The organism is Streptomyces sp. A0592 (genome assembly GCF_004795115.1).
In the GTDB taxonomy this organism is placed as follows: domain Bacteria; phylum Actinomycetota; class Actinomycetes; order Streptomycetales; family Streptomycetaceae; genus Streptomyces; species Streptomyces erythrochromogenes.
The window spans coordinates 115,511-139,482 of the sequence record NZ_SSBM01000010.1 but is presented as its reverse complement, the minus strand read 5'-3'; the positions used below and the strand labels follow the sequence as shown (position 1 = coordinate 139,482).

The window sequence follows — 23,972 nt, the reverse complement described above, 5'->3', positions numbered from 1 at the left end:
TTCGGGCGCGGGTCCTGCCCACCGGGTGGGGGGAACGTTCCGTCAGGGGAACGTTCCTCCGGTCGGCACCCGGTAGACGCCCGTGATCTGCCCCTGCCACTCCCAGTTGCTGAATTCGACGTTCTTGCCCGGCCTGGGGGCGTGCAGGATCGTGTGCTTGGCCGGGTCCCAGACGATGCCGACATGTTCGGAACCCGCCGAGCTGGGCTGGAAGAAGATCACGTCGCCCGGCTTGGTCTGGCTCAGGTCGACCTTGTAGGGCTTGAGGTTGGGCTGTTGGTCGTAGGTGGTGTAGCCGATGTTGATCTTTCCGTCGCTGGCTTGGTAGTAGATCCACTGCGTGAAGCTGGAGCAGTCGAAGGACGTGGGGTTGTCGCCCTGCAGACGGCCGGCCGCCCATACGTAGGGCTTGCCGATGCCCCGCTGGGCCCAGCCGAGCGCCGCCCGCACCACCTGGTCGTCGACGTCGGGGATGGGCCCGGTCGAGCCGAGGCCGTCCGGCGGGACGGCGGTGCCCTTGCCGTTCTTGGCACAGTCGCGGTAGTCGGCGTCCTTGCCCTTGCCGTCGCCGCCGCCGGGCACGCCACCGTAGTCCGGGCTCGCCGTGATCTTGCCGGCCAGCCACGCCTGGGGGTCGATCTGGCCGGGGCCGTTGTCCTGGCCGCTGCGGAAGGGGTCGTCGACACCTGGCATCAGCACCTCCCAGTGGAGGTGGGCGCCGGTGGTGTTGCCGGTGTCCCCGACCGCTCCGATCTGGTCGCCGCGCTTGACGGTGTCGCCCATTTTCACCGCGACCGTGCTCTGGTGGGCGTACAGGGTGATCATGCCGCTCGCGTGCTCCAGGCGTGTCTCGTTGCCGTACGCCCCGCCGCTGCCGAGCTTGACGACCTTGCCGTCGGCCGGGGCGTAGATCGGGGTGCCGATGGGAGACTCCAGGTCGAGCCCGGTGTGGTAGCCGAGGCGCCAGTGCGGGCCCTCCGCGTGGTACTTGGTGCCGACCTTGTACGTGCCCTCCTTGAGCGGCCACTGCCAGTTCTTGCCGTCGGCCGTCGCGGGCGGGTCGTCCGGGCGGAACGGGGCCGCGAGCGGGCGGGAGAACGCGACCGGTGCCATGGCCGTCGTCGTGCCCTGTCCGCCGCCGCCGAGGGGCGGGGTGGACCAGCTGCGGGGGCCGGAGGAGCGGATGCTCAGCGCCTCGCTCGGCTGGGCGTTGTTGTTGACCGGCTCGGGGATGTCCGCGTCCTTCCCGAGGACGGGGAAGCCGGGGTTCTGCTCGACGGTGGCCTTCAGGTGCGCGTACCAGCGGTTGATCAGGTCCTTGTCGCCGGTGAGGGTGCCGCGGTAGCGGGCGGCCTGGGTGAGGACCACGCGGGGGTAGACGGTGTTGTTCTTGTTCGAGCCGGAGTACGTGAGCAGCGCGTCCCAGGCGTTGGTCTCCACCTTCAGCGCGTGGATGAAGTTGGCCGCGCCGAAGGCCGCGTCGTCGATGTTGTAGCGGTCCTTCTGGCGGTCGCCGTTGCCGTCGTCGCCATAGTCGTGCCAGGCGTCGTCACCGAACTGGAGCAGGCCCTTGTAGCCCATGCCGTTGTCGCCGCCGGAGGCCGCGGACTTGTCCTGGCCGTACTTGGTCTCCTGGTACATCTGCCCGGCGATGATCGTCCAGTCGAGGCCGTCGTAGCGCGCGGCTGCGCGCATCGAGGCGAGGATCATCTTCGGGGGTATCTCGTCGCGGGCGGTGTCGCTCGGCAGGTACATCTTGCCGGCGGGCATGATCGGGTTCGTCGCCGCCTTGTCGCCGGTGTTGCCCGCAGCCGCGTTCTCCCCGTAGTTGCCGCAGGCGGCCTGGGCCGCGCCCCCGCCCAGGCCGCCGACGAGGGCGCTGACCAGGATGACGATGATGAGCAGGATGCCGAGGGCCGGCATCGCGCCGGCGCCGGCGAACAGCAGCAGCCACTTGCGGTTGTTCTTCTTCTTTCCGCCTCCGCCGCCTTGCCCCGAGGCGACCTGGGCCGCGCTCTTGGCGGCCTTCGCCACCTTGGCGGCCTTCGACGCGGCCGCCAGTACGGCAGGAGCCACCACGGGTGCCTCACCCTCCCTGGGGCTCGGGCGCGCCCACGTTGCCCAGGCCGTATATGTCGAAGCCGTTCACCTGCCACTTGCCGCCGCTCTTGCGCGCGCTCACCAGCCAGGTGTTGGTCTCGGTCTCGGCCTTGGTGCCGTCGTTCGATCGGGTCGCGGTCACTTCCACCACGCTCGAGATCGTCTGACCGCTGCCGCGCGTGAGTTCGTCGGCGATCAGCGCGTCCCGGCGTACGAAGGCCTGCCCCTCGGAGGAGCACTTGGACTGCTGGCACACGGCCCAGGCCTTGCCGGTCGGCAGTACGGTCAGCTTCTTCATCCGCTCGCCGCCCTCGGTGAGGGCCAGCAGGCGGGGCGCCCAAGAGGCGGTGTCGTCGCTGTACTTGAAGGTGTTCAGGCCCGCCATGTACTCGGCCATCGCACGGTGGGCCTCGCCCAGGTCGTCGGGCTGGACGATGGGGGGCACCCCGGAGGCCGCCCCGGACTGCGGCGCGGCAGCCCCGGCGCCGGAAGCTGCACCCGTCCCCGTACCCGTACCGGTACCCGCGCCTCGTGTGGCCGTCGTCGCCTCGGGCTTGGCGTCGGCCTCGGCGCCGTCCTCGCCGTCGAAGACGACGAGCACGACCAGGCTGCCGACCAGCAGGGCACCCAGTAGTGCCAGCGCCAGTACCGCACTTCGCTTGTTCTCGGCAGGTGAGTCCACCGTCCCGGCCCTCCCTCAGTCAGGTCGCCGAGACACGGTAGGCGGCGGGACGGCCTGCCGGACGTGCGCTTTCCTCGCGGGGAAAGGCGAGGAAAGCGGTGCGGAGGGGGGAGGAAAACGCCTGGTGGGCGGGGGAGATGGGGAGGGGGACGCCGTCACCGAGCTCTTACAAGGGCTGGGCCTCGGGGTCGTACTCCTCCAGCGGGAGCGCGTCGAAGGGGTACGCGGTGTGCCCGCCCTCCTTGGGCGAACAGGCCGCGAACGGGCCCAGGTCGGTGTCCATCAACACGCGCAGATGCGGATCGGCGTGGTGCAGCCACCACGTCGACAGGCCGAGGGTCGGTTCCAGGCGCAGTTGCTCCCAGGCGAGCCACAGCGCGGACAGCCGCGCGCCGGCCTCGGGGTGCTCCCACCAGCGGGGGCACCAGGTGGCGGAGGACCCGTTCAGTCGCCGGCGCACCGTCGGGGCGAGGAACTCCTTGACGAAGGCGAAGACGTCCGAGAAGTAGAGCTCGACCTCCTCGCCGGGGGGCGGTATCTCTTCGCGATCGGTCACTGTTCGACCCCGGGGGACTTGGGGGCGGCCTCGATCACCGGGTTGATCGCGCCGTGCGTGCTGGCGACGGGTTTGGGGCGCGGCGGCACGACCACACGGGTGGGAACGCCCCCGCCGTGTATGAAGGAGTGCCCCAGCGGGGGTTGCTTGGGCTCGGGCTGAGCAGGTGCAGGCGGTGTGGGCGCCGGCTGTTTGGGCTCGGGCTCTTTGGTCTCCGGCTGCGAGGGCGCGGGTTCCTGCAACTCGGGTTGCTTCGGACCGGGCTGTGGGGGCTCGGCCTTGGCCGGTTCGGCTTGAGCCGGCTCGCTCGGGGCGATCCCGGCCTCTGTGGGCTCCACCGGGGGCGCGGTCAGCTCGGAGTAGTCCTTGGCGGCACCCAGCCGGGCGACCGCTTCGGTGTGCGCCTGCTTCAGGTGCTCGGGGACCTCGATGGCGGCGAGCTTGGCGGCGAACTGCTGGGGGGTTGTTTCCTCCAGGTCGTAGTGCTCCCTGCGCAGTACGGTCCTCGTAGCGGGGTGCGCCAGCAATTCGTGCATGTCCGTCGGCAGATGCGCCTGGTGGGGGAACTCGATCGGGAACTCCAGTCCCTCCCTGCGGACGTGCTCGTTGGCCATGGCCCGCGGCAGCTCCGTCTTGCCCAGGACGGAGTTCTCCCCGACCTCGGCTGCGAAGACGAGGACTTTTCCTTCAGCAGCCTCGATGTAGCGTGCCGAGACGTCGTCCCAGATCTTGGCGACGGTGTCATCAACAGCTTTGCTTTTAATGTTGTAGGACTGCACGAGCGTGTCATGCACGATCTTTTCCCCGAGCCAGTAGCCGTCCAGCTGCTGTCCGGCCGGGGAGTCCTCCAGTACCTGGTACCCCCGCGTCTGGCCACAGGCCTGGGCCAGGTACCGGTGGGGTATCTCCCGGTCCGCGCCCTCGGGCTGGGACTTCCAGGTCCAGAGCGCCCGGACCTCTCCGCGATCCTCGTTCGTGACGTCCGCCGATTTGCTGACCTCTTTCACGTACGACAGCAGATCCTTGGCCGGCTCCTTCGCGCCTTTGCCCGCCTGCCAGTCCGCGTAGATCCCACGGATGACCTGTCGGGCCTCCTTGCTCGTCCGCGGCCTTCGTTCCTCGTGTTCCGCCTGAAGCTGTTTCGCCAGCTCGATCTCTTCCAGGGTGGGGCGTATCGCCTCGCTCACCTGTCACCCGACAGGAACTCAGTCGGTGCGAACACGTCCAGGGCGATGGCCGAACCACCGGGCTCGGCAGTCGTCCAGGCCTGGAACGACAGGGACTGGTGAAGCACGATGAACGGCTGTCCGGGAACTCGCTCGTCGGGCGCCCAGAAGGCGAACCGGTACGGGCTGCGGGTCTCCATCCGGTCTTCCCTGTCGGACCAGTAGTCGGGCCGGGGAGGCTCCGGGAAATCGGCCGAGTCCCAGTTTCCCGACCAGGAGGGTGCGCCCAGAACTTCTTCGGCGGCCTTCAGATAAGCGGGCCACACCTCGGCTGCGGCAGCGTGCACCGCACCGTTCTCGTCACCGGAACCTGCCGACACCTGCCAGGTGTAGTGGCCGAGCGCACGGAGCGGAGTCCAGGAGCCGCCCACCTCCGCGAAGAAGGTCCACTCCCCGCCGCTGCGCGTACGGAGCTGCAGGGTGCGGTCGATCGTTTTGGGTTCCCACCCGTACCGTGCGCACCAGTCGTAGAACTGCCGGGTCCCGCCCTCCGGCGGGCCCGACCACACCGAGGGCCAGTCGTCGACAGCCTTGAGGCCCGTCAGTTCGGCGGCAAGGTCCTGGGGTGTCCGGCCGGTTGTTTCCGTCAGCATGTGTGGCTCCTTCGTCCGTGGTGGGTTTGACCGTATCCCGTCAGGAAAGCAAGATCCCGAACGCGAACACGGCGAGGACGATCGCGCCCATGACGAGGCGGGCCTTCGGGTCCTCCCGCTCCCACAGCTCGTGGACCACGGCCCAGCCGGTCAAGCGCGCCGCGCGGCCGGTGTGCAGGCTCGCGGCCTCTGCCGGCCCGTCAGGCTGCGCGTCGTCCTCGGCCCCGTCGGCGTCGGGGTCGTACAGGGCGTCCGCACCCGTCACCCCCTGCTGCTCCTGCGCGACGACCACCAGGCCCTCCAGCAGGTCGGGCATGGTGTGGGGCGTCAGGGGATACGCGACCGTGCCGAGCGGGGTGCGCAGGCAGAGCTTCGCCTGCCAGGGATTGCCCGGCTCGTAGCCGTCGATCCAGGCGTGTTCGGCGTCCGCGACCGGCGCTTCGGGGGTCTCGGCGTCGGTGCCCGCGTCCTGCCACGGGTGGACCTTCAGCTCGCTCAACTCTCGTCCTTCGGGTGGTCGGGGACGGCTCCGTGCCCGCAACCCGGGCACAACCCGGCATTGTGACGGAGCCGCGGCCGGCCGCCTCGCCGTCGGCCCGCGGCTTTCCCCACAGGGATTCCTTATTTTTTCCTCACTTCTCCCCGCGAGGAAAAGCGGGAGGGGAACACCGGCTCGATTTGCCACACTGCCGACCGCACCTGGTCTCACCAGGCCCGCCGCACGCCCTACCGGCGGACGGGGATCACACGCGGGGGGAGAACCGAGTCGATGACGGACCACAGCAGTTCTGCTGACGGGGCCGGCGAGGGATGGCCTTCCCAGCAGCCCGCACCGTCCGGGGCGGCACAGCCCGGGCCCGCACAGTCCGGGGCGGCCCAGCCCGCCGGGCGGATGCCGGGTCCGTACGAGACCCCCGCCCCGCCCCAGCTCTCCGCTGAGGCGGCCCGCAGCCAAGTGGCGGCAGCCTGGGTGCGCGTGGCCCCACAGTCCAACACTCCGCCGGGCCAGATGGCGGTCCCGAGCCTTCCGCCGCGCGCGGCGCAACCTGCCGCCGAGTCGAAGAAGGACAAGCGGGAGCAGGCGAAGGCCGAGCGCAAGGCCGAGTACGAACGCAAGAGGGCGGCACGCAAGGCCGAGTACGAGAGCAAGAAGGCCGCGCGCGCGAGCCGCAAGGACGCCGGGACGGCTCCCGCCCCCGCGGCCTCCGCCGGCACCACCGCACCCACCGCCGGTGCGGACCGGTCCGCCGCCCAGGGCGTCCCCGCCCCCGCGCCCGAACGCAGCGGCGCCAAGGGGCCGGACGCCCGGTTCGATGTGCCGCGCCCCGGTGGCCGCCTCCCCTCGAACGGCCGGAGCACGCACGTCGCCCTGCGCGCCACCCTGCTGATCACCACCTGCGTCTTCGCGTTGGGGTCCTGCGGCGTGACGGGCCTGGTCATCGGCCGGTCCTCCGTCTCGGTGAAGCCCGCAGCCCTGGCCGGTGAGGACCTGGACCGCTACCGCCTCACCGACTTCCCGGTCCAGTCGGCGGCGGTCTTCGCCGAGGAGTACGCCTCCCTCTGCATGACGTACGCGCCGGAGAACACCGACAAGCGCCGCGAAGCCCTCGCCCGCTACACCTCGTTGGGAGTCGACCGCGACTGCGGCTGGAACGGCAAGGGCAAGCAGCAGGTCAAGCAGGCCAGCTGGGACGGGACCGTCGAAGAGCTCCCCGAGTACGGGAAGAACGGCCGGTACCTCAACATCCAGGTCACCTTCGCGGGCGGCCGCACCACCACCCTCTCCGTACCGGTGTACGTCAAGGACCTCGCCGGAGCGTCGGGGCTGCGGGTCGTCGGCAACGTCGGCGAGATGCCGCTGCCGATCCGCGATACCGCGCCCGCATTGGAGAAGCGGGAAGAGGTCATCGACCAGGAGCTCTCCGCCCAGCTCAGGGACCAGGTCCTGGCCGGCTACTTCAAGGCGTGGGCCGCGTCCGACACCACCGCCCTGACCCGCTTCACCACCCCCGACGCCACCACGGCGGCGGTCTCGGGCCTCGCCGGCGCTCTGACCGCCCCGGTGGTCCAAGAGGTCCAGGCGCTGGCCCCCGAGGGCACCGAGACCGGCAAGAAGGCCACGTACACCCAGGGCCAGGCGGTGCCGGCCCGGGTGACGGTCGTCTGGGGCGGTGGAGGCGGGGAGGACGCGAAGGCGGAAGTCGCGCTGAAGCGCTCGTACCGGGTCACCGTCGTGAACACGGCACAGGGCTGGTTCATCAAGGACATCCGCGGCGGTGTCATGGACCCGACGGGTGGACGGGCGGACACGCCGACCGCGGCCTCCCCGACCGCCACCCCGGCCTCCGGAGCGAGCGCCCCGTCCGCCCCGTCCGGCTCGGCCTCCCCCGGCCTCCCCGCTGCGCCCAAACCGGCCGCTTCCCAGCCGGCCCCCTGAGACGGCATCGCGTGAGGCGGCGTACCGGCCGCCCTGCACGACGCAACACCCATCCGTACCCCTCACAACGAAGGACACCGCGTGATCCTGGCAGCAACGACCCTCGACAGCATGTTCGGCAAGATCCAGGACATCCTGGGCGGCCTGGGCATCACGATCGCCTCCTGCGCCCTCCTCATCCTCGGCATCCGGATGCTGCTGTCGATGAAGCGCGGCGAAGGCATGCGTGAGGCCTTCCAGGGCTTCGGCATGATCGCGCTGGCCGCCTTCATCATCGGTGGCGCCGCCGGCCTCGCCGGAATGCTCATCAGCCTCGGCGAGCAGATCGGCGGCAAGGGCTGATCCCGGGTCCGGGCCGCGGCGAAAGGGACGTGGCCCGCGACCGTGGACGCGCCGCCCGCGACCACGACCAGCGGCACGCAACCACGCCAGAGAGGGGGACCGACTGATGACGCAGGAAGCGCCGGATGCACCGGCGCCCATGGTCGCCTACGACCACACGGACCTGCTGAACCGCCCCAAGCGCATCTGGAACTGGGGCAACATTCCGCTGCCCGGTCTGCTCCTGCCCGCCCTGGGCGCCGCTTTCGGCTTCGGCGTGCTGTGGATCGTGGTCCTGCTCTCGGTGTCGGCCTTCGTGCCCTTCCTGGGCCTGTCGCTCATCACGTCGGTCCTGTACCTCGGGCCGCCGGTCGGCGTCTACTTCGTCTGGGGCCGCCCGCTGCCCTCGGCCCTCACCCTCAGCCAGCAGGTGGTGGTCTGGGCCGACTACTGGGTGCAGCCCAAACGCCTCCAGGGCCTGGCCGCGGACCGCGAACCGGAGGAGCTGCACTGGCAGGTCATCCTGTGGCAGCCGCAGGCGCGCCGCTGGCACAAGCGCTACGACGCGGCACTCGCGACGGCGGCCCGGCACGGCTCCTCGTACGCCGCCTCCGCCCCGTACCCGAGCGCGTCCTCACCGAGCGCGTCCTCACCGAGCGCGTCCTCACCGATCCCACCCGCCGAGACCGCACACTCCGAGACCGCAGGATGACTCCTCCATGTTCATGCTGATCATTTTTGGCGGGGCGGTCGCCTTCTTCCTCATCGCCATGCTCCTCGCGTCCACTTCCGCCAAGAAGAACGCCGGCTCCAAGAACGGCGCTTCCAAGAACGGCGGCTCCAAGAGCGGCGGCTCCTCGCGAAGCCAGGCGCCGGCCAAGCGGCGCGAGGAGATGCGGCTGCCCTACCGGTACGCTGACGACACGATCTTCGTCCACGGGGACTCCGTCTGGACGGGCATCGCCCTGCCCACGGCCATCGACGAGTACCTCAACGCCGTCGAGCTCCAGGCCATGGCGGAGGCCCCGGCCCGCGCGCTGCTGAACCTCGCCCGCGGTGACCGCAACGTCGAGTGCCACTACCGCAAGGTGTACCGGCCGATCACCGCCCAGGACTGGGCCGAGCAGCTCAATGCCGTGGCCTGGGACCCCACGGAGAACTACAAGGCGTACAACTTCCGCAAGGCCGAGTACCAGGAGCGCATCGGCGCGCTGCGCGAACGCAACATCCTGCTCGTCAAGCTGGGGTCGATGAAGCGGAAGTCCGGCGGCGAGAGCGGTGTGCTCTCCGGCGGCGACGACCCGGTCGAGGAGACCGGCCTGGCCCAGTCGGTGCGCGGTGCCGCCGACACGGCGGCCGCCGGTGCCACGGGCGTGCACGACGAGTACCTGTCGCCCGAACTCCTGGGCCGGTGGACCCAGGTCGCGCGCGAGGTCCACGAGAGCCTCGACGGCCTCGGCGGCACTCCGCTGAGCCGCGAGGAACTGGTCTGGCTGATCCGCAAGCCGCTCCACGGTGACCTGCCGATTCCCGCCGAGCCGGTGCTCGGCAGCCGTTCCTGGGGGCCCGACCAGTTCGACCTGGTGGTCGACTTCTCCGGCGAGAACCACAAGACGCACATCGTGCTGCACCAGTACGACGAGATGACCGGCGAGCGGCACACCAGCTACACGACGACCCTCGTCGCCGCGAGCTGGCCCACCGAGACCCGTTTCCGGCAGTCCACCGCGTGGGCGCGCTACGCGGCGCAGCACGTCGACTTCCCCGTGGAGATCGACATGCGCTTCACCCTCATCCCGTACCTGAAGTTCCAGGACCGGGCGAAGAAGATCAGCGGCAACCTCGTCGACGAGATGAACGACATGGCCAACTCGGGACGTGCCCCCGGCACCCAGCTCGCGGCCCAGGTCACCCGTGCCCAGAACCTCCTCGACGACGTGGAGGAGCACAAGATGCCGGGCATGGAGGCGCAGATCCGCTTCACCATCTCGGCCCCCGACCTCACCGAGCTGGAGCGCCGCCGCCGCGTCCTGGAGATGCAGTTCAAGCAGGATCTGAAGGTCACGCTGCTGCGCCCGAGCCGCCAGCAGTGGCGGCTGCTGCAGTCCCAGCTGCCGGGCGACGCGCCCAAGCTGCCCATCGCGCCGTACCTGCGCCTCCAGGAGGTCGAGCAGCTCGGCGCCGGGCTGCCCACCGCGGGCACCGAGCTCGGCGACAACCCCGAGCGCCGCTCCGGCAAGCAGCTCGGCTGGGTCGGCAACCTCGTCGGCTGGGCGGGCAAGACCCCGGTCCACTACTCCCTGCACGTCGGCCCCGCGCGCAACGACGGCGGTGGCGTCGCCATCGTCGGCGCATCGGGCGGCGGCAAGTCCTCGCTGGCCCTGCAGAAGTTCTACGAGGAGTCGGAGGCGGGCGTGCGCTGCCTCGTCATCGACCCGAAGACCGACTTCGCCCAGCTCTGCTACTACCTGGCCTTCGGGTCCCAGGTGAACGACCCCGAGTTCCCGCTCGATGCCGAGGCGGGCCTCCTCGGGACCGCGCAGAGCCGCTTCCAGCCGGTCAACCCGGAGTTCTGGGCCGAGACCGAGGTCGTCGACCTCCTCAAGGGGCAGGCCGGCGTGCTCGACCCCTGGGTGGTCGCCCGTGACGTCCCCTCCGGCCGACTGCTCGCCGAGACCATGCTGAGGGGCTTCCTCGGAGACGAGGACTACCAGCGGGTGCGCCTCCCCGTCATCGAGGCGATGGCCACCGTGGTCGGCTGGTACAACTCCGCGATCAGGCAGGCCACCGAGCAGGGCCTGACCGCCCGCGACGCCGAGCGCCAGGTGCCCAGGCCGACCCTGTGGCAGGTGGTCGACGAGGTCATCCGGGCGTACGACGAAGCGGTGGCCTCCGGAGACCGCGAGGCCGTCAAGGACCTCAAGCTCGCCCAGATGCTGCTCACCGAGCTGCGCACCCTGCCGTACGCGCGCCTCGCCTTCTCCGAGAACCCGCAGACCCTGTCCGCCATGCGCAAGCGCCGCACGGTCATCACGCTGCGCGGTTTCCAGACGCCCGCCTCCTCCGACCCGCGCAGCTGGAACCCTGCCGAGCGGCTGGCCGCCACCGCCCTCATGGCGGTTGTGGAACTGGGCAGCCAGATGCTCGACGTCGGCTACGAGAAGAACCCCGTGACGGGCGAGGTCGGGCTGCGGCCCAAGGCGCTGTTCGTCGACGAGGCGTACGTCGTCACCGCGACCGAGAGCGGCCGCGACCTGATGCGGCGCGCGCTCAAGCAGGGCCGTTCGTACCTCGCAGCGATCGTCCTGATCACCCAGCAGGCCATTGACCTGGTGCAGATCGAGGACTCCGAGGCGCGCAGCGGCGGCGCCAACCAGATCCACACCGTTTTCGCGTTCAAGCAGAAGTCCGCCCAGGAGGCCTCGCTGGTGGCGCCGCTGCTCGGCCGGCCCGAGAGCGACACCAAGGTGTCCAACTCCCTTCAGGAGCTGCGAACGGGTGTCTGCCTGCAGCGGGACGTCGACAAGCGGGTCGGCACGGTCGCGGTGGACCTCGTCTTCCAGGAGATCCTCGCCGCCACGGACACCAACGGCACCACCCGTCCGGGCCGCCAGGCCACGGACCCGCCGCTCAGCGTGTGGGACTGGACCTTCATGCAGGAGGCCGCCCGCGAGGAGCGGCCGACCGAGGCCGTGGCCGCCCGATAGCGGTGCCCCCGCACCACGATGCATCCGAACGCGTTACCCAAGGAGACTCCATGCGCCTGTCCAAGACCCTCACCGCAATGACCGCGGCCGTCGCGCTGACGACCCTGACCGGTTGTGGTGGTGAGGGGGACAGCGGGCCGCTGGCCACGCTCGGCCTGCCCAGGGCGGACAACATGGCTGCGGTCGAGAAGCTGATCAACGGCCACGTCATGTGCCGCGAGCTGGAAGGTGGCACCAAGCACCTCAACGAGGCCACGACCAAGAAGGTCAACGACCCGGCCTTCGCCATCAAGGAAAGCGCGCGCTGCAAGGACGCGGACGGCAAGAGGATCTACCTGCTGCTCGTGTCCGACATGAAGAAGTTCCAGGAAGCGAACAAGAAGGCGCAGGAGACCGACGAGGACTTCGACTCGTCCTACCTGATCGGCCAGAACATCGCCATCGTCCCCGAGCGCGACGACACGGTTCGCGGTCTCATGCAGGCCAAGTTCGCCCTCATGAGCTGCGATCCCAAGCACAAGGAAGACATCCCCAGCGGCTACAAGAAGGACGAACCCTTGGTCAAGGGCTGCATCGTGACCGACTACATCCCCAGCTAGTCGGCGCGCCGGCCACTGCACCCTTGTCCGTTGCGGAACCTCCGAAGGAAGCCGATGTTCGTGCGCCCCAGCACCAGACCACGCCGAACCGCCCGTGATGCCCCGTCGCTCCTCGACCGGGTGAGGGGCGCCGGGAGGGCGGCCAGGGCCGGGGCATTCGTGATCCTCGCGCTGATCGCGCTGACCCTGGCGGCTCCCGGCACGGCGGCCGCGGACTTCTCGTGCAGCTTCACCGGGGACGATGCCTACGAACTGGACCAACCCGGCGCCAACGGCGAGTCCATCTTCCCCGCCGTCAACCAGTGGGAGAACGAGGCCCAGCGCGCCAAGAACCTCAACGACACCACCGGGATGATCACCGGGGCGGTGAACATGCCCCAGGCCGGCGCCGAGTACACCATGTACGAGCTGGCCGCCATGCGAGGCCTGAACTGGTCCGGTACGCAGCGGGACATCGGCGACGCCTCCCAGACCGACAGCTCCACGGACTTCAGTGGCGCCGACAACTGCGAGATCATGGACTATGTCAACAACGGCATCGCCAACATGGTCTTCGACGGCACGAAGATCCTGACGCGCGTCTCCATATCCATCAAGGAGTTCGCCTCCAACCCGCGTCCCCTGAGCGGGCTGTACACAGGTCGCGACAGCGTTGTGGAGACCCTGCAGACCAAGGTCTTCATCCCCGCCGTCCCTGTCATGATCACCCTCACCGGCATCTGGGTCTTCACGAAGTGGCGCAAGGGCGACATGCGCGAAGCCTGGTCCGGCGTCAGCTGGGCCGCTCTGACCACGATCGCCGTCGTGGCCCTCTTGACGGGCGGGAACTTCAAGGCGGTCATCGACGAGGCGGACTCAGGTATCGCCAGTGCCAACAGCTATCTGAGCGAAGCGGTGCTCGGCGGCATGGCGGACGAGGTGCAGGTGCCCTGCGATCTGCCCAAGGACGCACCCAACCGCGGTCTGCGCGTGTCGAGCTGTGCCATGTACGACACGCTCGCTTTCCGGCCCTGGGCGCTGGGCCAGTTCGGAGAAGGCGGCACGAGCTGCATCTTCAAGCGCAATGGCGGCGGAAAGGTGGACAAGGGCACCTGCCTTCCGGCCGACCCCTCTGAAACGTGCGACTACGGCATGGGCGCGCGCTGCGAAGACCTGCGTGTTCGGCAGTTGGTCAGCCAGTCCATGACGAACAAGGACGTCTCCAATGGCGAGGTGACCGAGAAGAGCAAGTACAAGGAGGACTGGTACGGCATCCGGCAGGACATGGCCGGCGGCAAGGGCTCCAACCAGGAGGAAGAAGACCCCAAGAAGCGGGTCTATCCCGTCGCCTTCGGCGAATGGGCCGGGCACGGCGCAGGCAACCGGATCGGGCTCGCCTTCTACTCCCTCGTGGCCGCGCTGATCGTCGGCATCATGGTGATCGTGCTCAGCGCACTGACCCTGCTCTGGCACGCGGTCACCCTCATCATGATCATCATGCTGCCGCTGATCGCCACGCTGGGCATCCATCCGTCCCAGCAGAAGCTGCTCAAGGGCTGGCTGCAGACGTTCATCCACAGCTTCGTCCTGCGGGCGGGTTTCGGCGTCATCCTGACCGTGCTCCTGATGCTCTACCAGATGATCCTGCCCGCCAAGATCTCTCTCGGTATGCAGCTGCTCATGCTGCTCCTGGTCACGGTCGCCGTCGTGATGATGCTGAAGAAGCTGCTCGCGGGGAACTTCAGCCCGCAGATCGCCGGAGCGCAGGACGCCCTGGGCGTGGGGGACATGGCGAACACCGTGGGCGGCAAGCTCGCCCAGTACGCCCCCGGTGCCGCAGCCGGCGTCGCGAAGACGACGGGCCGGGTCGCCGGAAAGACCGCGACCGGAACGGCGAAGGCCGCGGGGGGCGTGGTGAAGACAACGGGGAAGCTCACCGGAAAGGGAGCCTTGGCCGCCGCGCGGGCCTACGACAACAAGAAGAACGACAGCCGTTGGCAGAAGGAGGGCAAGCTCCCCGCCCGCAACTCCAAGCGCGACCAGCGCAGGCGTGCGTACGAGGCCAACGAGGTCCAGAAGGACGCGTACCAGACCGTGCTCGACCGGCGGGCGCAGCCGTCCGCGGCGGGCAAGGAGCCGGCGGCCGAGCCGGCGCGCCAGAGCGGCCGCGTCAGCCCGGGGACCTCGACTCCCCCGGCCCCTGTCGTCGCCCCGCAGCAGGGTCCCCGGCCCTCCGCCGGCCGGGTGAACGCCCCGGAGGCCGGCCCCGCACGGCAGCAGCCGCGACCGTCGGCGCCCGACCTCCGGAACGCGCCGGTACCGCCGAACCAGCCTTCGCCGCCCGCACCGCGGGACGGCGACGGCAGGGTGTCGGGCTAGGAAGGCCTGAACATGGCACGTGTCATCGCCGACCACCCGCCGCAGGAGCTCGCCGCCGAGCTGAGCGGGCTCCTGCGCGTGGACTGGCGCACCGTATGGCCCGGGGTGCCCGACGGTGAGGCCGAGCGCGCCGAGTGGTGCGCGGCCTTCGGCTGGCAGCCGCTGTGGCTCCAGTCGGGCCTGTGGGTGCGTACTCCGGGGGGCGGCCGCCTGCACCTGGCCTCCGCGCCGGGTCCCGGTCGGCCCGTGACCCGGGCGACCTACACCGTCTGGCAGGCCACTGCGGCCGAGGAGTCCGAGGGCGAGGCGGTCCTGGCGGTCGCTCTCGACCGCTACGCGGCCCACCTCGCACGGATGACGGCCGCGTTGGGGGCACCGGACTGGACCGGCGCCTGGAACAGTCCGGACTTCCCGGAACCGCCTGCTCCGGGCCGGTGGGGCGACGCCGCGGAGCGGCTGGAGAGCCGTGCCCCGTACCGGTTGACGCAGTGGCGGTACGCCCATCCGCTGGCCCCGGTGATCGTTCTCGATCTGGACCACCGGGCCGGCGGGTACGCGGGGGGTGCGACGATCTCTCTCGCCTTCCACGGGCCGGCCGACCCGAACCCGGACACCGGCCCGGGTTGGCTGCTGTGACGTACGCGACGCGAGAAAGAGAGACCACGACATGAGCACGTCCTTCGAACCGCCGGTGGACCGCACCCCGCAGGAACTCGTCACCGAGCTGCGCGGACTGGCCGACGTCCACTGGGAGACCGTCTGGAACGGCCCGCCGCTGCCCAGCCAGGGCCTGGACGAATGGTGCGCCCAGTTCGGCTGGACACCGACCCAGTTCGAGTACGTGCTCAACGTGCGCACGCAGACCGGGGGCGCGTTGACGCTGAACGCGATGGGCGGCAGCTGGGCACCCGTGCAGAGCCTCTCGTACTGGGTGTGGGGCGAGTCGGCATTCGGTGACCGGCGGGACAACGCGCGTGTGCTGGCCGAGGCCGATCGGGTCTGGCCCCTCTACCGGGACGCGGTGTCCTCGGTACTCGGCGCACCGGCATGGGAGGGCGCCTGGGATTCCACCGCTTTCCCGCGGGAGCTCGGCGAGTTCGCAATCCCCCAGGACGCTGACCGGATCGAGGAGAAGGACCCCTACCACATCGCTTACTGGGAGCTCTCCGCTCCAGGAGGTGCCCTCGTCAAGCTGCGCATCACGCCGGCTGTGGGCACCGCCGACGGGTCCGACGCCGGAGTGGTGAACATGGACCTCGAGGTCTATCCCCGCCCGCTGGAGGCTTGACGAGGGTGAGCCCGAAAGCGATACCGCAGGGCATAGAGAAAGGCGCTCTGCGTAGGGCGACCGCCCGGGAGAAGGCGACCCTGGACGCCAAGCGCAATCCGCTGTCCATAGCGCGGCGCATCAAGGCTGCGGCCACGGCCGCAGGGCTGGAGGACAAGCGCGCGGAGGACGGCAAGACTTGGGTGTCCAAGGCGAGGCAGTACATCGACGCCCTCGCCGAGGACAAGGCGAAGCTCACGCCGCCCGACGGGGCGAAGCCGATCAGCGCCTTCTGGACGTACGGCATCGAGCACCCGAAGGCGCCGAAGAACGACCAGGGCGTCCCGTTCCTGTCGCAGCGCTTCATAGCCGAGGAGTGGGCCGCCCGGCAGAACAAGCCCGCCCCCGGCGCCGCACAGACCCTGGAGACAACCCAGGGCGGTCGTGAGCTCGACGATATGTTTCTCTGGGAACCGGAAGTCATCAAGGCCCTCGGTGGTGCAGAGGCGGGCTTCCCGCAGGGCTACGCCAAGGCCACCTGGGCCAAGATCTCCGAAACGTACGCAGGGCTGGCCGAAGGCCGGACGCTCGTGTTCGGGCAGACCGCCGACACCCGGTCGATCCTCCATCAGCAGGAGCTGGGCGAGCTCTGCAAGAACCCGAACGTCGGACTGCACAACATCGACTTCGTTTACGAGGCGCCCCGGTCGTGGCCGGAGGTCACCCGCACGGAAGCCGGTACGAACGCCGTGCGGGCCGTCGCGCAGTTCGACAACAAGGACCTCCCCCACTACATCGACCCGCAGGGCTTCGCGTCCGACACCCCCGAGGCCCGCAAGGCGAAGATCGACAGCCTCCTGGAGAGCGCCCCGGCTCAGGCCCAGCCACAGGCCCAGGCCCAGGCTCAGGCGCAGGACCAGGCTCAGGCCCAGCCCCAGGCCCAGGCCCAGGCCCAGGATCAGGCGCAGGTCCCGCCACAGGCACAAGTACAGGCCCAGGCGCAGGCGCAGTCGCAGGCCCCGGCCGTCAAGGCCGCCGAGCAGCAGGCCACGCCGAAGAGCCCGGCAAGCCCGCTGTGGCAGATGGGTTTCCAGCAGCCGCAGACCGTTACGCGGCCGCAGCGCACCGGTCCGGCCCCCGTCGCAGCCTCCCCGGGGGCTCCGCCCCTCGCTTCCCGCCCCCTCGCAACAGGTATGGACGGTCCGGCATGACCCCTCGCCCCTCCCTCGAACCCGTCCGTCGGCTGCTCCGCCAGGAGCGCGAGGACGCGTGGGCCGTGCGGCTGCTGCGCCGGATCGTCCTCGGGATCGCCGGTGCCTACACCCTCTACACGCTCGCCTCGGTCGGCAGGGCCGCTTTCGTCATGGTGTGCGGGCTGCTGGTCCTGGCCCTGGCCGTCTGGCTGCTGCGCCGCCGTGGCCAGTTGCTGCTCGCGCTGGTCTCGACCGTCGTCACCGCCGCGATGACCGGCTACCTGGCGGCCGTGGGCGACATCGCGCGGGGGTCTGCCGGCGGACTCCTCAGCGGACAGGCGGTCTTGGGCTACTGGGCGCTCGGCGGTATGGCGCTGCTGGGTGCCTGGATGGTCAAGCAGCCCCGGGGCCGCCGCGGCGTCACCGTCGTACTGGCCGACGTACTGCTCGTCGGCGCGTCCGGGGTGGGGATGATGGCCCCCCTCTTCGGCGTCCCTCTCGGATTCCTCTGCGTCGCTGGGGTCCTGACGGCCCGTAGCGGAACTTTCCGCTCCGTGAAGAAGTGTGAACGACCGGTGAAGCGCCCGGAAGTTCGCCGGCTCGTGGCAGCCGCTGATACGGATGGCCGGTGAGGTGGGCTACCTTCGTGTAATAAATGATCGACAAGGTTCGAGACGGCTTTGCCGCTGCCAATTCGCCTGTTCTAGAGTCCCCTTCGGTCACAGAAAACTTCGGGGGACTACTTTCATGGCCAGGACGGCGACGAGAACCCGGCCGGCAGCGACACTGCCGGCCGCCACCACCACACTTCTTCCCTGCCAGCGGCGGCCCGACATCTTCAAGGAGCCGCTCCTGGAGCGTCCGCCCGCGGGTGTGCAGGAACTGCCGTTCCGGACGCGCAGGAGCCAGGCTCTCACCCACGCGGCCCGCGAGCTCTGCTTCTCCTGCCCGCTGAGGGTGCAGTGCTTGCAGGACTCCGTCGTCCGGTCCGATCCGGGCGGCTACGCCGCCGCCACCACCGAGCAGGAGCGGCGCTGGATCCGCATGTGGCTGCACATCGGCGACAGCCAGGGACGTCTGTCTCCCGCCGAGTCCGCCTCCTGCGGACGCGGTGGAGCAGTCGAAGCCGCAGCCGTGCTCGACGCGTTCAGCGCGCTCCAGACGTACCGGGCGCGCCGGGCGTCCGGCGTGGGCCCGGGGCCGATTCCCTCCCAGAGGCAGCGTCCGGCACCGCACTTCCCAGCAGACAGACGACAGCGCGCCGACACAGACGAGGTTTCGAAGATGGCGGCTCCGGCCCTGCCGGGGGAGCGGATCACCTACTCGCTCGATGATCCGGCCCTGGCCATACAGAAGACCGTGCTCGGTCCGCTGGCCCGCGCCACGCTCCTGATGCTCAATGTCGCCGAGCAGCTCGCGGGGATGCTCGCGCTCACGCCGTCCGCGGCGGTGGAGCCCGGGTTCTTCGCCGCGGTGGGACAGACCCGCCTGAGCCTGGAGTCCTGGCGTACGGCAGCCGGTGACGAAGCCGCGTACGAGGTCACGGACAGCGGCCTGACCGGTTCCGTGAGCATCGAGCTGGCCACCAGTGACCCCGTCGCCGCACTGCGGCAGGACATCTTCGAGCCCCTGCTGCGCCGCCTGGCGGACTCGCTGCACCGCGTCGAGGCCATCACGGCGGTACTCGTCCCCGCCTCCGGCGCCGCGGCCCCGGCAGCCGTCCCGCACGCCCGGAATCTGGCAGCCGTACGGGAAGCCGTGCGCGAGCTCGGCTCCCACCTGGAGCGGTACCAGGGCCCCACCCTGCGCCAGGACCACGGCGAGGGCCACCCGGGCATGCAGCGCGACGAGCATCCGCACCACTCCGCCACGAGTGCGGGCGGGTCCGGCTCCTGGAGCGTCCCCAGCCTGCGCCGGGCCGTGGAGACGGCGGTGTCCTCCTTCCCCGGTCACTTCACCGGCCGCGACGTGGTCGGGGCGCTGCCCCCGGGTGCGTACCAGGGCGCGGGGAAGTCGGTCAGCAACGCCCTGTCCGCCATGGTCAAGTCGGGCCAACTGCTACGGGTCTCGCGCGGCACCTACACCGCGAACACGCCGTCCACCGGCGAAGCCGTCCCGAACTCCTGAAAGGCAGCCGCTGTGCAGCCCACCCCTCCGGCCGCGGAAGTCCGCGTCTTCTCCTACCACGCGGGCCTGATCGACGGGGTACCCGTGACGGCCCCGCCCTTCGGCACCATCCAGGACGTCGTCATCGGCATCCTCCAGCAGCGCGCCCAGCAGCTCGGCTGCCCGACCCCGGCCGTGATCACCGATGACCGCTACGGCGGCGCGGTCCGCCTCCTGATCCACCCGGACGGCAGCACCGAAACCCTGCCGGACACCGACCGCTGATCGCCGGCCCGGGGCACTCGGCGAACACCCGGATCACGTCACCCGTGATCCGGGCCACCGAGAGGAGCGGCGCAGTCAGTCACCCAGACGCAGAAAGAGCCGGTACAGATTTCTCTGTACCGGCTCTCACCTGGTCTTACGAAGTCGGGGTGGCGGGATTTGAACCCACGACCTCTTCGTCCCGAATGAGGTCCACCCAAGATCCCCACCAGCCCGAACGACATTTCCCCTGGTCAGCGCCTTGGCTTCGAACGGTTTGGGGCAGTCTCAAGGGGTCTCGGGGAGCAGACCGGCTCCCAGCTGGCTCCCAGTGCCGACGTCCTCACGCCCGCGATCGCTCGTAATCCACCCGGACCCCGAGACGTAGACGACGCGCCGACGACTACTTCCTCCCTTCAGGGGGAAGGAGCACCATTTCCTGGCAGGCCGATCTCAAGGGCCCTACCGTCGGCCGCAGTGGCTCACACGGCCGGAGGACCTGAACATGGCAGATCGCGCCGCCGGTATGCACCTACCCGCTACAGCACGCCGACTGCCCGGCCGGGCAAGGCGGCGAACGGACGTCCTGAGCGAGTATGAGGAGTTCAACGCCGATCGTCGCAGGAGGATCCCTTCGGCGCTGTGGCCGTTCTTCGCACCAGACGCGGACCAGTATTACCGCTGGCGGGTGCAGCTCGATTGCGCTTGCATCAAGGAGCTCATGACACCAGGCGACCGGACCCCGCCGAGCGAGAGGCGGTGGCGTGCTCCCGGTGATGGCGAAGCGTTGCCGCCGGGACAGCTGTACTGCCGCCACGAGGACTCCGGTCATGCTCCCTACCGCGACATCGTCGAGTGGGGAGACCGACGAGAGGTGAGCTTCCCCGCCGACCCGGCGGAGCCACCTGAATGGGCAGATGCCGAAGTGTGGGCCCTGCTGCGCCACGACGAACCCCATACCTCGGCGTTCTGGAAGGTCACGCTGGATTGCGGACACGTCGAAGAGGTCGTAGCGCCAACCCTCGACTGGAAGCCGGACCACGGGCCTCGCTTGGCCGATCCATCCAGGGTGAAGCAGATGACCGTGGAATTCGAGCAGCTCTTGACCTCCAACCCGACGCTTGAACCCGAGTACCAACGTGAGCACACCCGCCGCATGTTGGCGTCAGGGTGGCCGGTTCCGAGTCCGGAGCGGCAGTGCTATACCTGCCCTCACGCTCGCGTGATCGTGGCGTACCAGCACGTGGGGTGGTTCACTCCGCGCAACGAGGCACTGAAGCCCGCATGCCCGGCACCGCCGGCCCGCGATGTCTTGGAGCGCCGACTACGCAGGGCTGAGGCCGAGGCTGACCGGCTACGAACGCAGCTGACCAGGTATGACGAGGGCCAAGACGCATAACAGATTCAAACAGCACCTACCATCACGAGGCCCCACAAGATCATCCCGCCTGGTGCCGGGAGATGCTGCGGAATACCGTTTCCGCTGGTCAGAGGCTTGCGACTCCGCTCGGCGTGATGTTTGATCCGCCCTCGTGTTCCCCAGTCCGCTCACGCAGTGCCAGCCTGGTGAGGGCCTACCCGAGCTCACCAAGAAGGTCACCTTGCGACTCCGCGGCCTCTTTCTTGAGCTTTAGATTTCGGGCCCCGAGGAGAAGATCCGTCTCACACGCCTGACTTGGACGCCGATCCGCGAGATCCGGTCTCAGCGTGTCCTCGATCACGCTCGTTCGGAGCGTGGGTGCAGGTCATCGTCTGAAGGTAGCTACTGCCTGCTGTCTCGGACTCCCGAGATGTCAGTGCCCTCCTCCATAATCTAGGTACCGTCTTCAACGAAGGACCTCACCTCTGTGACGATCACCCAGCACGAGCTCGAATCCCGGCTGTGGGACGCCGCAAACGCGCTCCGCGGTCCCGTCGACCCCGCTGACTTCAAGACCTACGTCTTCCCGATGCTGTTCTGGAAGTGGATCAGTGACACCTGGGTCCACGAGCACGACGCGGCGTTCGATGAGTACGGCGACGACCTCGACGACGAGATTGAGGCCGACTTTCACCGGTTCGAGCTGCCCGAGGGCACGCTGTGGAGCGAGGTCACCGAGAAGGTCACCAACCTCGGTGCGGAGATCGCGAAGACTTTCCAGCGAATCGAAATGGCCAACCCCCGCTCGCTCGCCGGCGTCTTCGGCGACGCCTCGTGGGGCAACCAGGAGCGTATCCCGCAGTCGGCCCTGCTGGGGCTCATCCGAGCGTTCAACAAGATCACGCTCGACCCGTCGACGGTCTCGCACGACCTGCTCGGCGCGGGCTATGAGTACTTGCTGAAGAATTTCGCCGACGAGTCGGGCAAGAAGGCAGGCGAGTTCTTCACCCCCCGTGAGGTCGTGAACCTGCTCGTCGGGATCCTCCAGCCTGAGCCGGGCGAGTCCGTCTACGACCCGGCCTGCGGCTCCGGCGGGATGCTTGTCGCAACGATCAACCAGCTGCGCGAGTCCGGCAAGGATCATCGCACGCTCAGGGCGTACGGCCAGGAAATCAACCTGACGACGGCCTCGATCGCCCGGATGAACTTGTTCTTGCACGAGATCGAGGACTTCGACATCAAGCGCGGAGACACCCTTCGTGCTCCAGCCTTCAAGGCCACTAGCGGTGCTGTCCGCCAGTTCGACACCGTGATCGCCAACCCGCCATTTTCTCTGACGAATTGGGGAGCAGACCGTTGGGCTTCGGACCCGCGGGCCATCTGCGGCGTTCCCCCGGCGAAGAACGGCGACTACGCCTTCGTCCAGCACATGGTCTCGTCGATGAAGCCTGGATCCGGCCGCGTCGGCGTGGTGATGCCCCACGGCGTGCTGTTCCGCGGAGGCGCGGAGGCGAATATCCGCCAGGGCCTCATCAAGAAGGACTTTCTGGAAGCCGTCGTCGGGCTGCCATCTAACCTCTTCTACTCGACCCCGATCCCGGCGTGCCTGCTGATCTTCCGTGATCAGAAGCCTGTCGAGCGCAAGGAGCACGTCCTCTTCATCGACGGCTCGGCCCGGTTCGTCAAGGGTAAGAAGCAGAACCGAATGTCCGAGGAGGACGTCAGGGCTCTCATCGAGGCGTACCAGACAGGCGACGACCCAGACGGTGATGGTGGTGCGAACGTCCGGCTAGTGCCGTTCGAGGAGATCGAGCAGAACGGCTTCGACCTGAACATTGGCCGCTACATCAAGGTCGCTGCCGAGGAGACTGCCGATCTGGGTGCAGCGCTCGTCGCGTATGCCGATGCTCGCCAACACCGGATGGATGCCGAGGCTGTCATGTTCGAGCGGCTCGCAGCGGCAGGCGTCGACGTGAGCGTGTTTGGGGTGCCCAGTGAGTGAGTGGGAGCAGGTCCGGCTCGACGAGGTCATCGCGCTGGACGTCGACGCGGTCCCGGTTATGGCGACGACCTCCTATGACATCGTCGGTGTCTTGAACCGCGGTCGGGGCCTGTTGTTCCGGGAACCGATCGCTGGCTATGAGACCTCGTACAAGACGCTGAATCGCATCCGTCCAAACCAGATCGTCTACAGCCGCTTGAAGGCGTTCGAAGGAGCGATCACCGTTGCTCCGAACGACCTGGGCGAAGTTTACGCGTCGCAAGAGTTTCCGACGTTCACTTGCGGTGAGCGGATGCTTCCCGAATACTTCCGACTCCTTACCACCACAAAACGACTGTGGGAGCAACTGCAGGCGTTGTCAACCGGCATGGGCGGCAGGCGCGAACGGGTCAAGCCTGCTGACTTCTTGACGATGGAAGTTGCTCTCCCCTCCTTGGCGGAGCAGTGCCGCATCGTTGACGTCATGGTCGCGATTGATGCGCTGGTCGAGAGGCTGGCGACTGAGTCAGTGGCCGCGGAGATGGCCCTCAACGCAACTCGTGATTCGCTACTCACGGCAATGAATGGCGTTGAAGTCCCGTTGAAGATGTTGACGACCAAGATTGGCAGCGGAGCTACCCCACGTGGAGGCGAAGCCGCGTACGTGATGGAGGGCGTTTCACTGATCCGCTCCCAGAACGTGTACGACGGTCGGTTCGAGTGGAATGGCTTGGCGAAGATCCTTGACGACCAAGCTCGCTTGCTCGACAACGTAGCCGTGGAACCGAGCGATGTCCTCATCAACATCACAGGGGCCTCAGTTAACCGGGTCGCAATGGTGCCGGACGAAGCACTGCCTGCACGGGTGAACCAGCATGTCGCAATCTTGCGATGCAACCGAGATGTCCTCGAGCCGTCGTACCTTGCCCACGTGCTCAGGCGTTCGGATCTGAAGGCTGCCCTCGATGTGATGTCCGGTTCCGGCAGCACTCGGCAGGCTCTTACGAAGGCTCAGTTGGAGACGTTCAGTATCCCTTCCCCGCCGGTCGACGAGCAGCGGACGGTAGCGGCAGTCTTGGACGGCTTCCTTTCCGAGACCGCCGCCGCCCAGTCGGAACTCGCTCGACTGAGAGCATTCCGCTCGACCCTCGCGACCTCCCTCATGAGCCAGGAGATCGAGATTCCGGAGTCTTATGACGCTTTGCTCGAGGGGGTGTCCTGA

The 23,972-nt window shown here is 68.8% G+C and carries 21 protein-coding genes; 15 read left to right on the top strand and 6 right to left on the bottom strand.

The genetic code is table 11. The features are described 5' to 3' along the window. Positions 1 to 42: 42 nt before the first annotated feature. The 6 genes from E6U81_RS17020 to E6U81_RS16995 form a co-directional block, all read right to left on the bottom strand. Positions 43 to 2,079, bottom strand: a complete 2,037-nt coding sequence (locus E6U81_RS17020; RefSeq protein ID WP_136230922.1) for a peptidoglycan DD-metalloendopeptidase family protein — start codon at positions 2,077 to 2,079, stop codon at positions 43 to 45. A gap of 7 nt (positions 2,080 to 2,086) precedes the next feature. After that, positions 2,087 to 2,782 carry a hypothetical protein gene (locus E6U81_RS17015; protein WP_136230921.1) on the bottom strand — a complete coding sequence of 232 codons (696 nt, stop codon included), beginning with the start codon at positions 2,780 to 2,782 and terminating at the stop codon, positions 2,087 to 2,089. Positions 2,783 to 2,948: 166 nt separating this feature from the next. Further along, on the bottom strand, positions 2,949 to 3,338 hold the full coding sequence (locus E6U81_RS17010; RefSeq protein ID WP_240803860.1) for a DUF4913 domain-containing protein: 390 nt from the start codon (positions 3,336 to 3,338) through the stop codon (positions 2,949 to 2,951). Further along, positions 3,335 to 4,525, bottom strand: a complete 1,191-nt coding sequence (locus E6U81_RS17005; RefSeq protein WP_136230920.1) for a hypothetical protein — start codon at positions 4,523 to 4,525, stop codon at positions 3,335 to 3,337. The genes E6U81_RS17010 and E6U81_RS17005 overlap by 4 nt, the downstream gene beginning before the upstream one ends. Continuing rightward, positions 4,522 to 5,157 carry a hypothetical protein gene (locus E6U81_RS17000; RefSeq protein WP_136230919.1) on the bottom strand — a complete coding sequence of 212 codons (636 nt, stop codon included), beginning with the start codon at positions 5,155 to 5,157 and terminating at the stop codon, positions 4,522 to 4,524. The genes E6U81_RS17005 and E6U81_RS17000 overlap by 4 nt, the downstream gene beginning before the upstream one ends. Before the next feature lie 40 nt (positions 5,158 to 5,197). Next, complete coding sequence (locus E6U81_RS16995) at positions 5,198 to 5,656, bottom strand: hypothetical protein (protein WP_136230918.1); 459 nt, start codon at positions 5,654 to 5,656, stop codon at positions 5,198 to 5,200. A 477-nt stretch (positions 5,657 to 6,133) separates the two neighbouring features. Between E6U81_RS16995 and E6U81_RS16990 the strand changes: the two genes are divergently transcribed. The 15 genes from E6U81_RS16990 to E6U81_RS16920 all read left to right on the top strand — a co-directional run bounded on the left by E6U81_RS16990 (position 6,134) and on the right by E6U81_RS16920 (position 23,972). Continuing rightward, the gene (locus tag E6U81_RS16990) at positions 6,134 to 7,594 is read left to right on the top strand and encodes a conjugal transfer protein (protein WP_240803859.1); all 1,461 of its coding nucleotides are present in this window, start codon (positions 6,134 to 6,136) and stop codon (positions 7,592 to 7,594) included. A gap of 81 nt (positions 7,595 to 7,675) precedes the next feature. Beyond that, on the top strand, positions 7,676 to 7,936 hold the full coding sequence (locus tag E6U81_RS16985) for a hypothetical protein (protein ID WP_031147587.1): 261 nt from the start codon (positions 7,676 to 7,678) through the stop codon (positions 7,934 to 7,936). 106 nt (positions 7,937 to 8,042) lie between these two features. Next, positions 8,043 to 8,627 (top strand): hypothetical protein, encoded by a 585-nt coding sequence (locus E6U81_RS16980; RefSeq protein ID WP_240803858.1) that lies wholly within the window; start codon positions 8,043 to 8,045, stop codon positions 8,625 to 8,627. Positions 8,628 to 8,634: 7 nt separating this feature from the next. Beyond that, positions 8,635 to 11,622 carry an ATP-binding protein gene (locus E6U81_RS16975; RefSeq protein ID WP_136230917.1) on the top strand — a complete coding sequence of 996 codons (2,988 nt, stop codon included), beginning with the start codon at positions 8,635 to 8,637 and terminating at the stop codon, positions 11,620 to 11,622. Between the two features lie 50 nt (positions 11,623 to 11,672). Next, entirely contained in the window at positions 11,673 to 12,221 is a 549-nt protein-coding gene (locus E6U81_RS16970) for a hypothetical protein (protein ID WP_136230916.1), read from the top strand. Positions 12,222 to 12,380: 159 nt separating this feature from the next. Next, positions 12,381 to 14,579 (top strand): hypothetical protein, encoded by a 2,199-nt coding sequence (locus E6U81_RS16965; protein ID WP_136230915.1) that lies wholly within the window; start codon positions 12,381 to 12,383, stop codon positions 14,577 to 14,579. 12 nt (positions 14,580 to 14,591) lie between these two features. Further along, the gene (locus tag E6U81_RS16960) at positions 14,592 to 15,215 is read left to right on the top strand and encodes a hypothetical protein (protein WP_136230914.1); all 624 of its coding nucleotides are present in this window, start codon (positions 14,592 to 14,594) and stop codon (positions 15,213 to 15,215) included. Positions 15,216 to 15,246: 31 nt separating this feature from the next. Next, complete coding sequence (locus E6U81_RS16955; RefSeq protein ID WP_136230913.1) at positions 15,247 to 15,867, top strand: hypothetical protein; 621 nt, start codon at positions 15,247 to 15,249, stop codon at positions 15,865 to 15,867. Between the two features lie 5 nt (positions 15,868 to 15,872). Continuing rightward, complete coding sequence (locus E6U81_RS39850; RefSeq protein WP_168714648.1) at positions 15,873 to 17,057, top strand: hypothetical protein; 1,185 nt, start codon at positions 15,873 to 15,875, stop codon at positions 17,055 to 17,057. Continuing rightward, positions 17,054 to 17,671, top strand: coding sequence for a hypothetical protein (locus E6U81_RS16945; RefSeq protein ID WP_136230912.1), 618 nt, complete (start codon positions 17,054 to 17,056; stop codon positions 17,669 to 17,671). The genes E6U81_RS39850 and E6U81_RS16945 overlap by 4 nt, the downstream gene beginning before the upstream one ends. 115 nt (positions 17,672 to 17,786) lie before the next feature. Next, positions 17,787 to 19,166 carry a WhiB family transcriptional regulator gene (locus tag E6U81_RS16940; protein WP_168714647.1) on the top strand — a complete coding sequence of 460 codons (1,380 nt, stop codon included), beginning with the start codon at positions 17,787 to 17,789 and terminating at the stop codon, positions 19,164 to 19,166. 12 nt (positions 19,167 to 19,178) lie between these two features. Beyond that, positions 19,179 to 19,430 (top strand): hypothetical protein, encoded by a 252-nt coding sequence (locus tag E6U81_RS16935; protein ID WP_136230910.1) that lies wholly within the window; start codon positions 19,179 to 19,181, stop codon positions 19,428 to 19,430. 484 nt (positions 19,431 to 19,914) lie between these two features. Continuing rightward, entirely contained in the window at positions 19,915 to 20,808 is an 894-nt protein-coding gene (locus tag E6U81_RS16930) for a hypothetical protein (protein WP_136230909.1), read from the top strand. Between the two features lie 448 nt (positions 20,809 to 21,256). Continuing rightward, the gene (locus E6U81_RS16925; protein WP_136230908.1) at positions 21,257 to 22,771 is read left to right on the top strand and encodes a class I SAM-dependent DNA methyltransferase; all 1,515 of its coding nucleotides are present in this window, start codon (positions 21,257 to 21,259) and stop codon (positions 22,769 to 22,771) included. Then, the gene (locus tag E6U81_RS16920) at positions 22,764 to 23,972 is read left to right on the top strand and encodes a restriction endonuclease subunit S (protein WP_136230907.1); all 1,209 of its coding nucleotides are present in this window, start codon (positions 22,764 to 22,766) and stop codon (positions 23,970 to 23,972) included. Before E6U81_RS16925 ends, E6U81_RS16920 begins: the two co-directional genes overlap by 8 nt.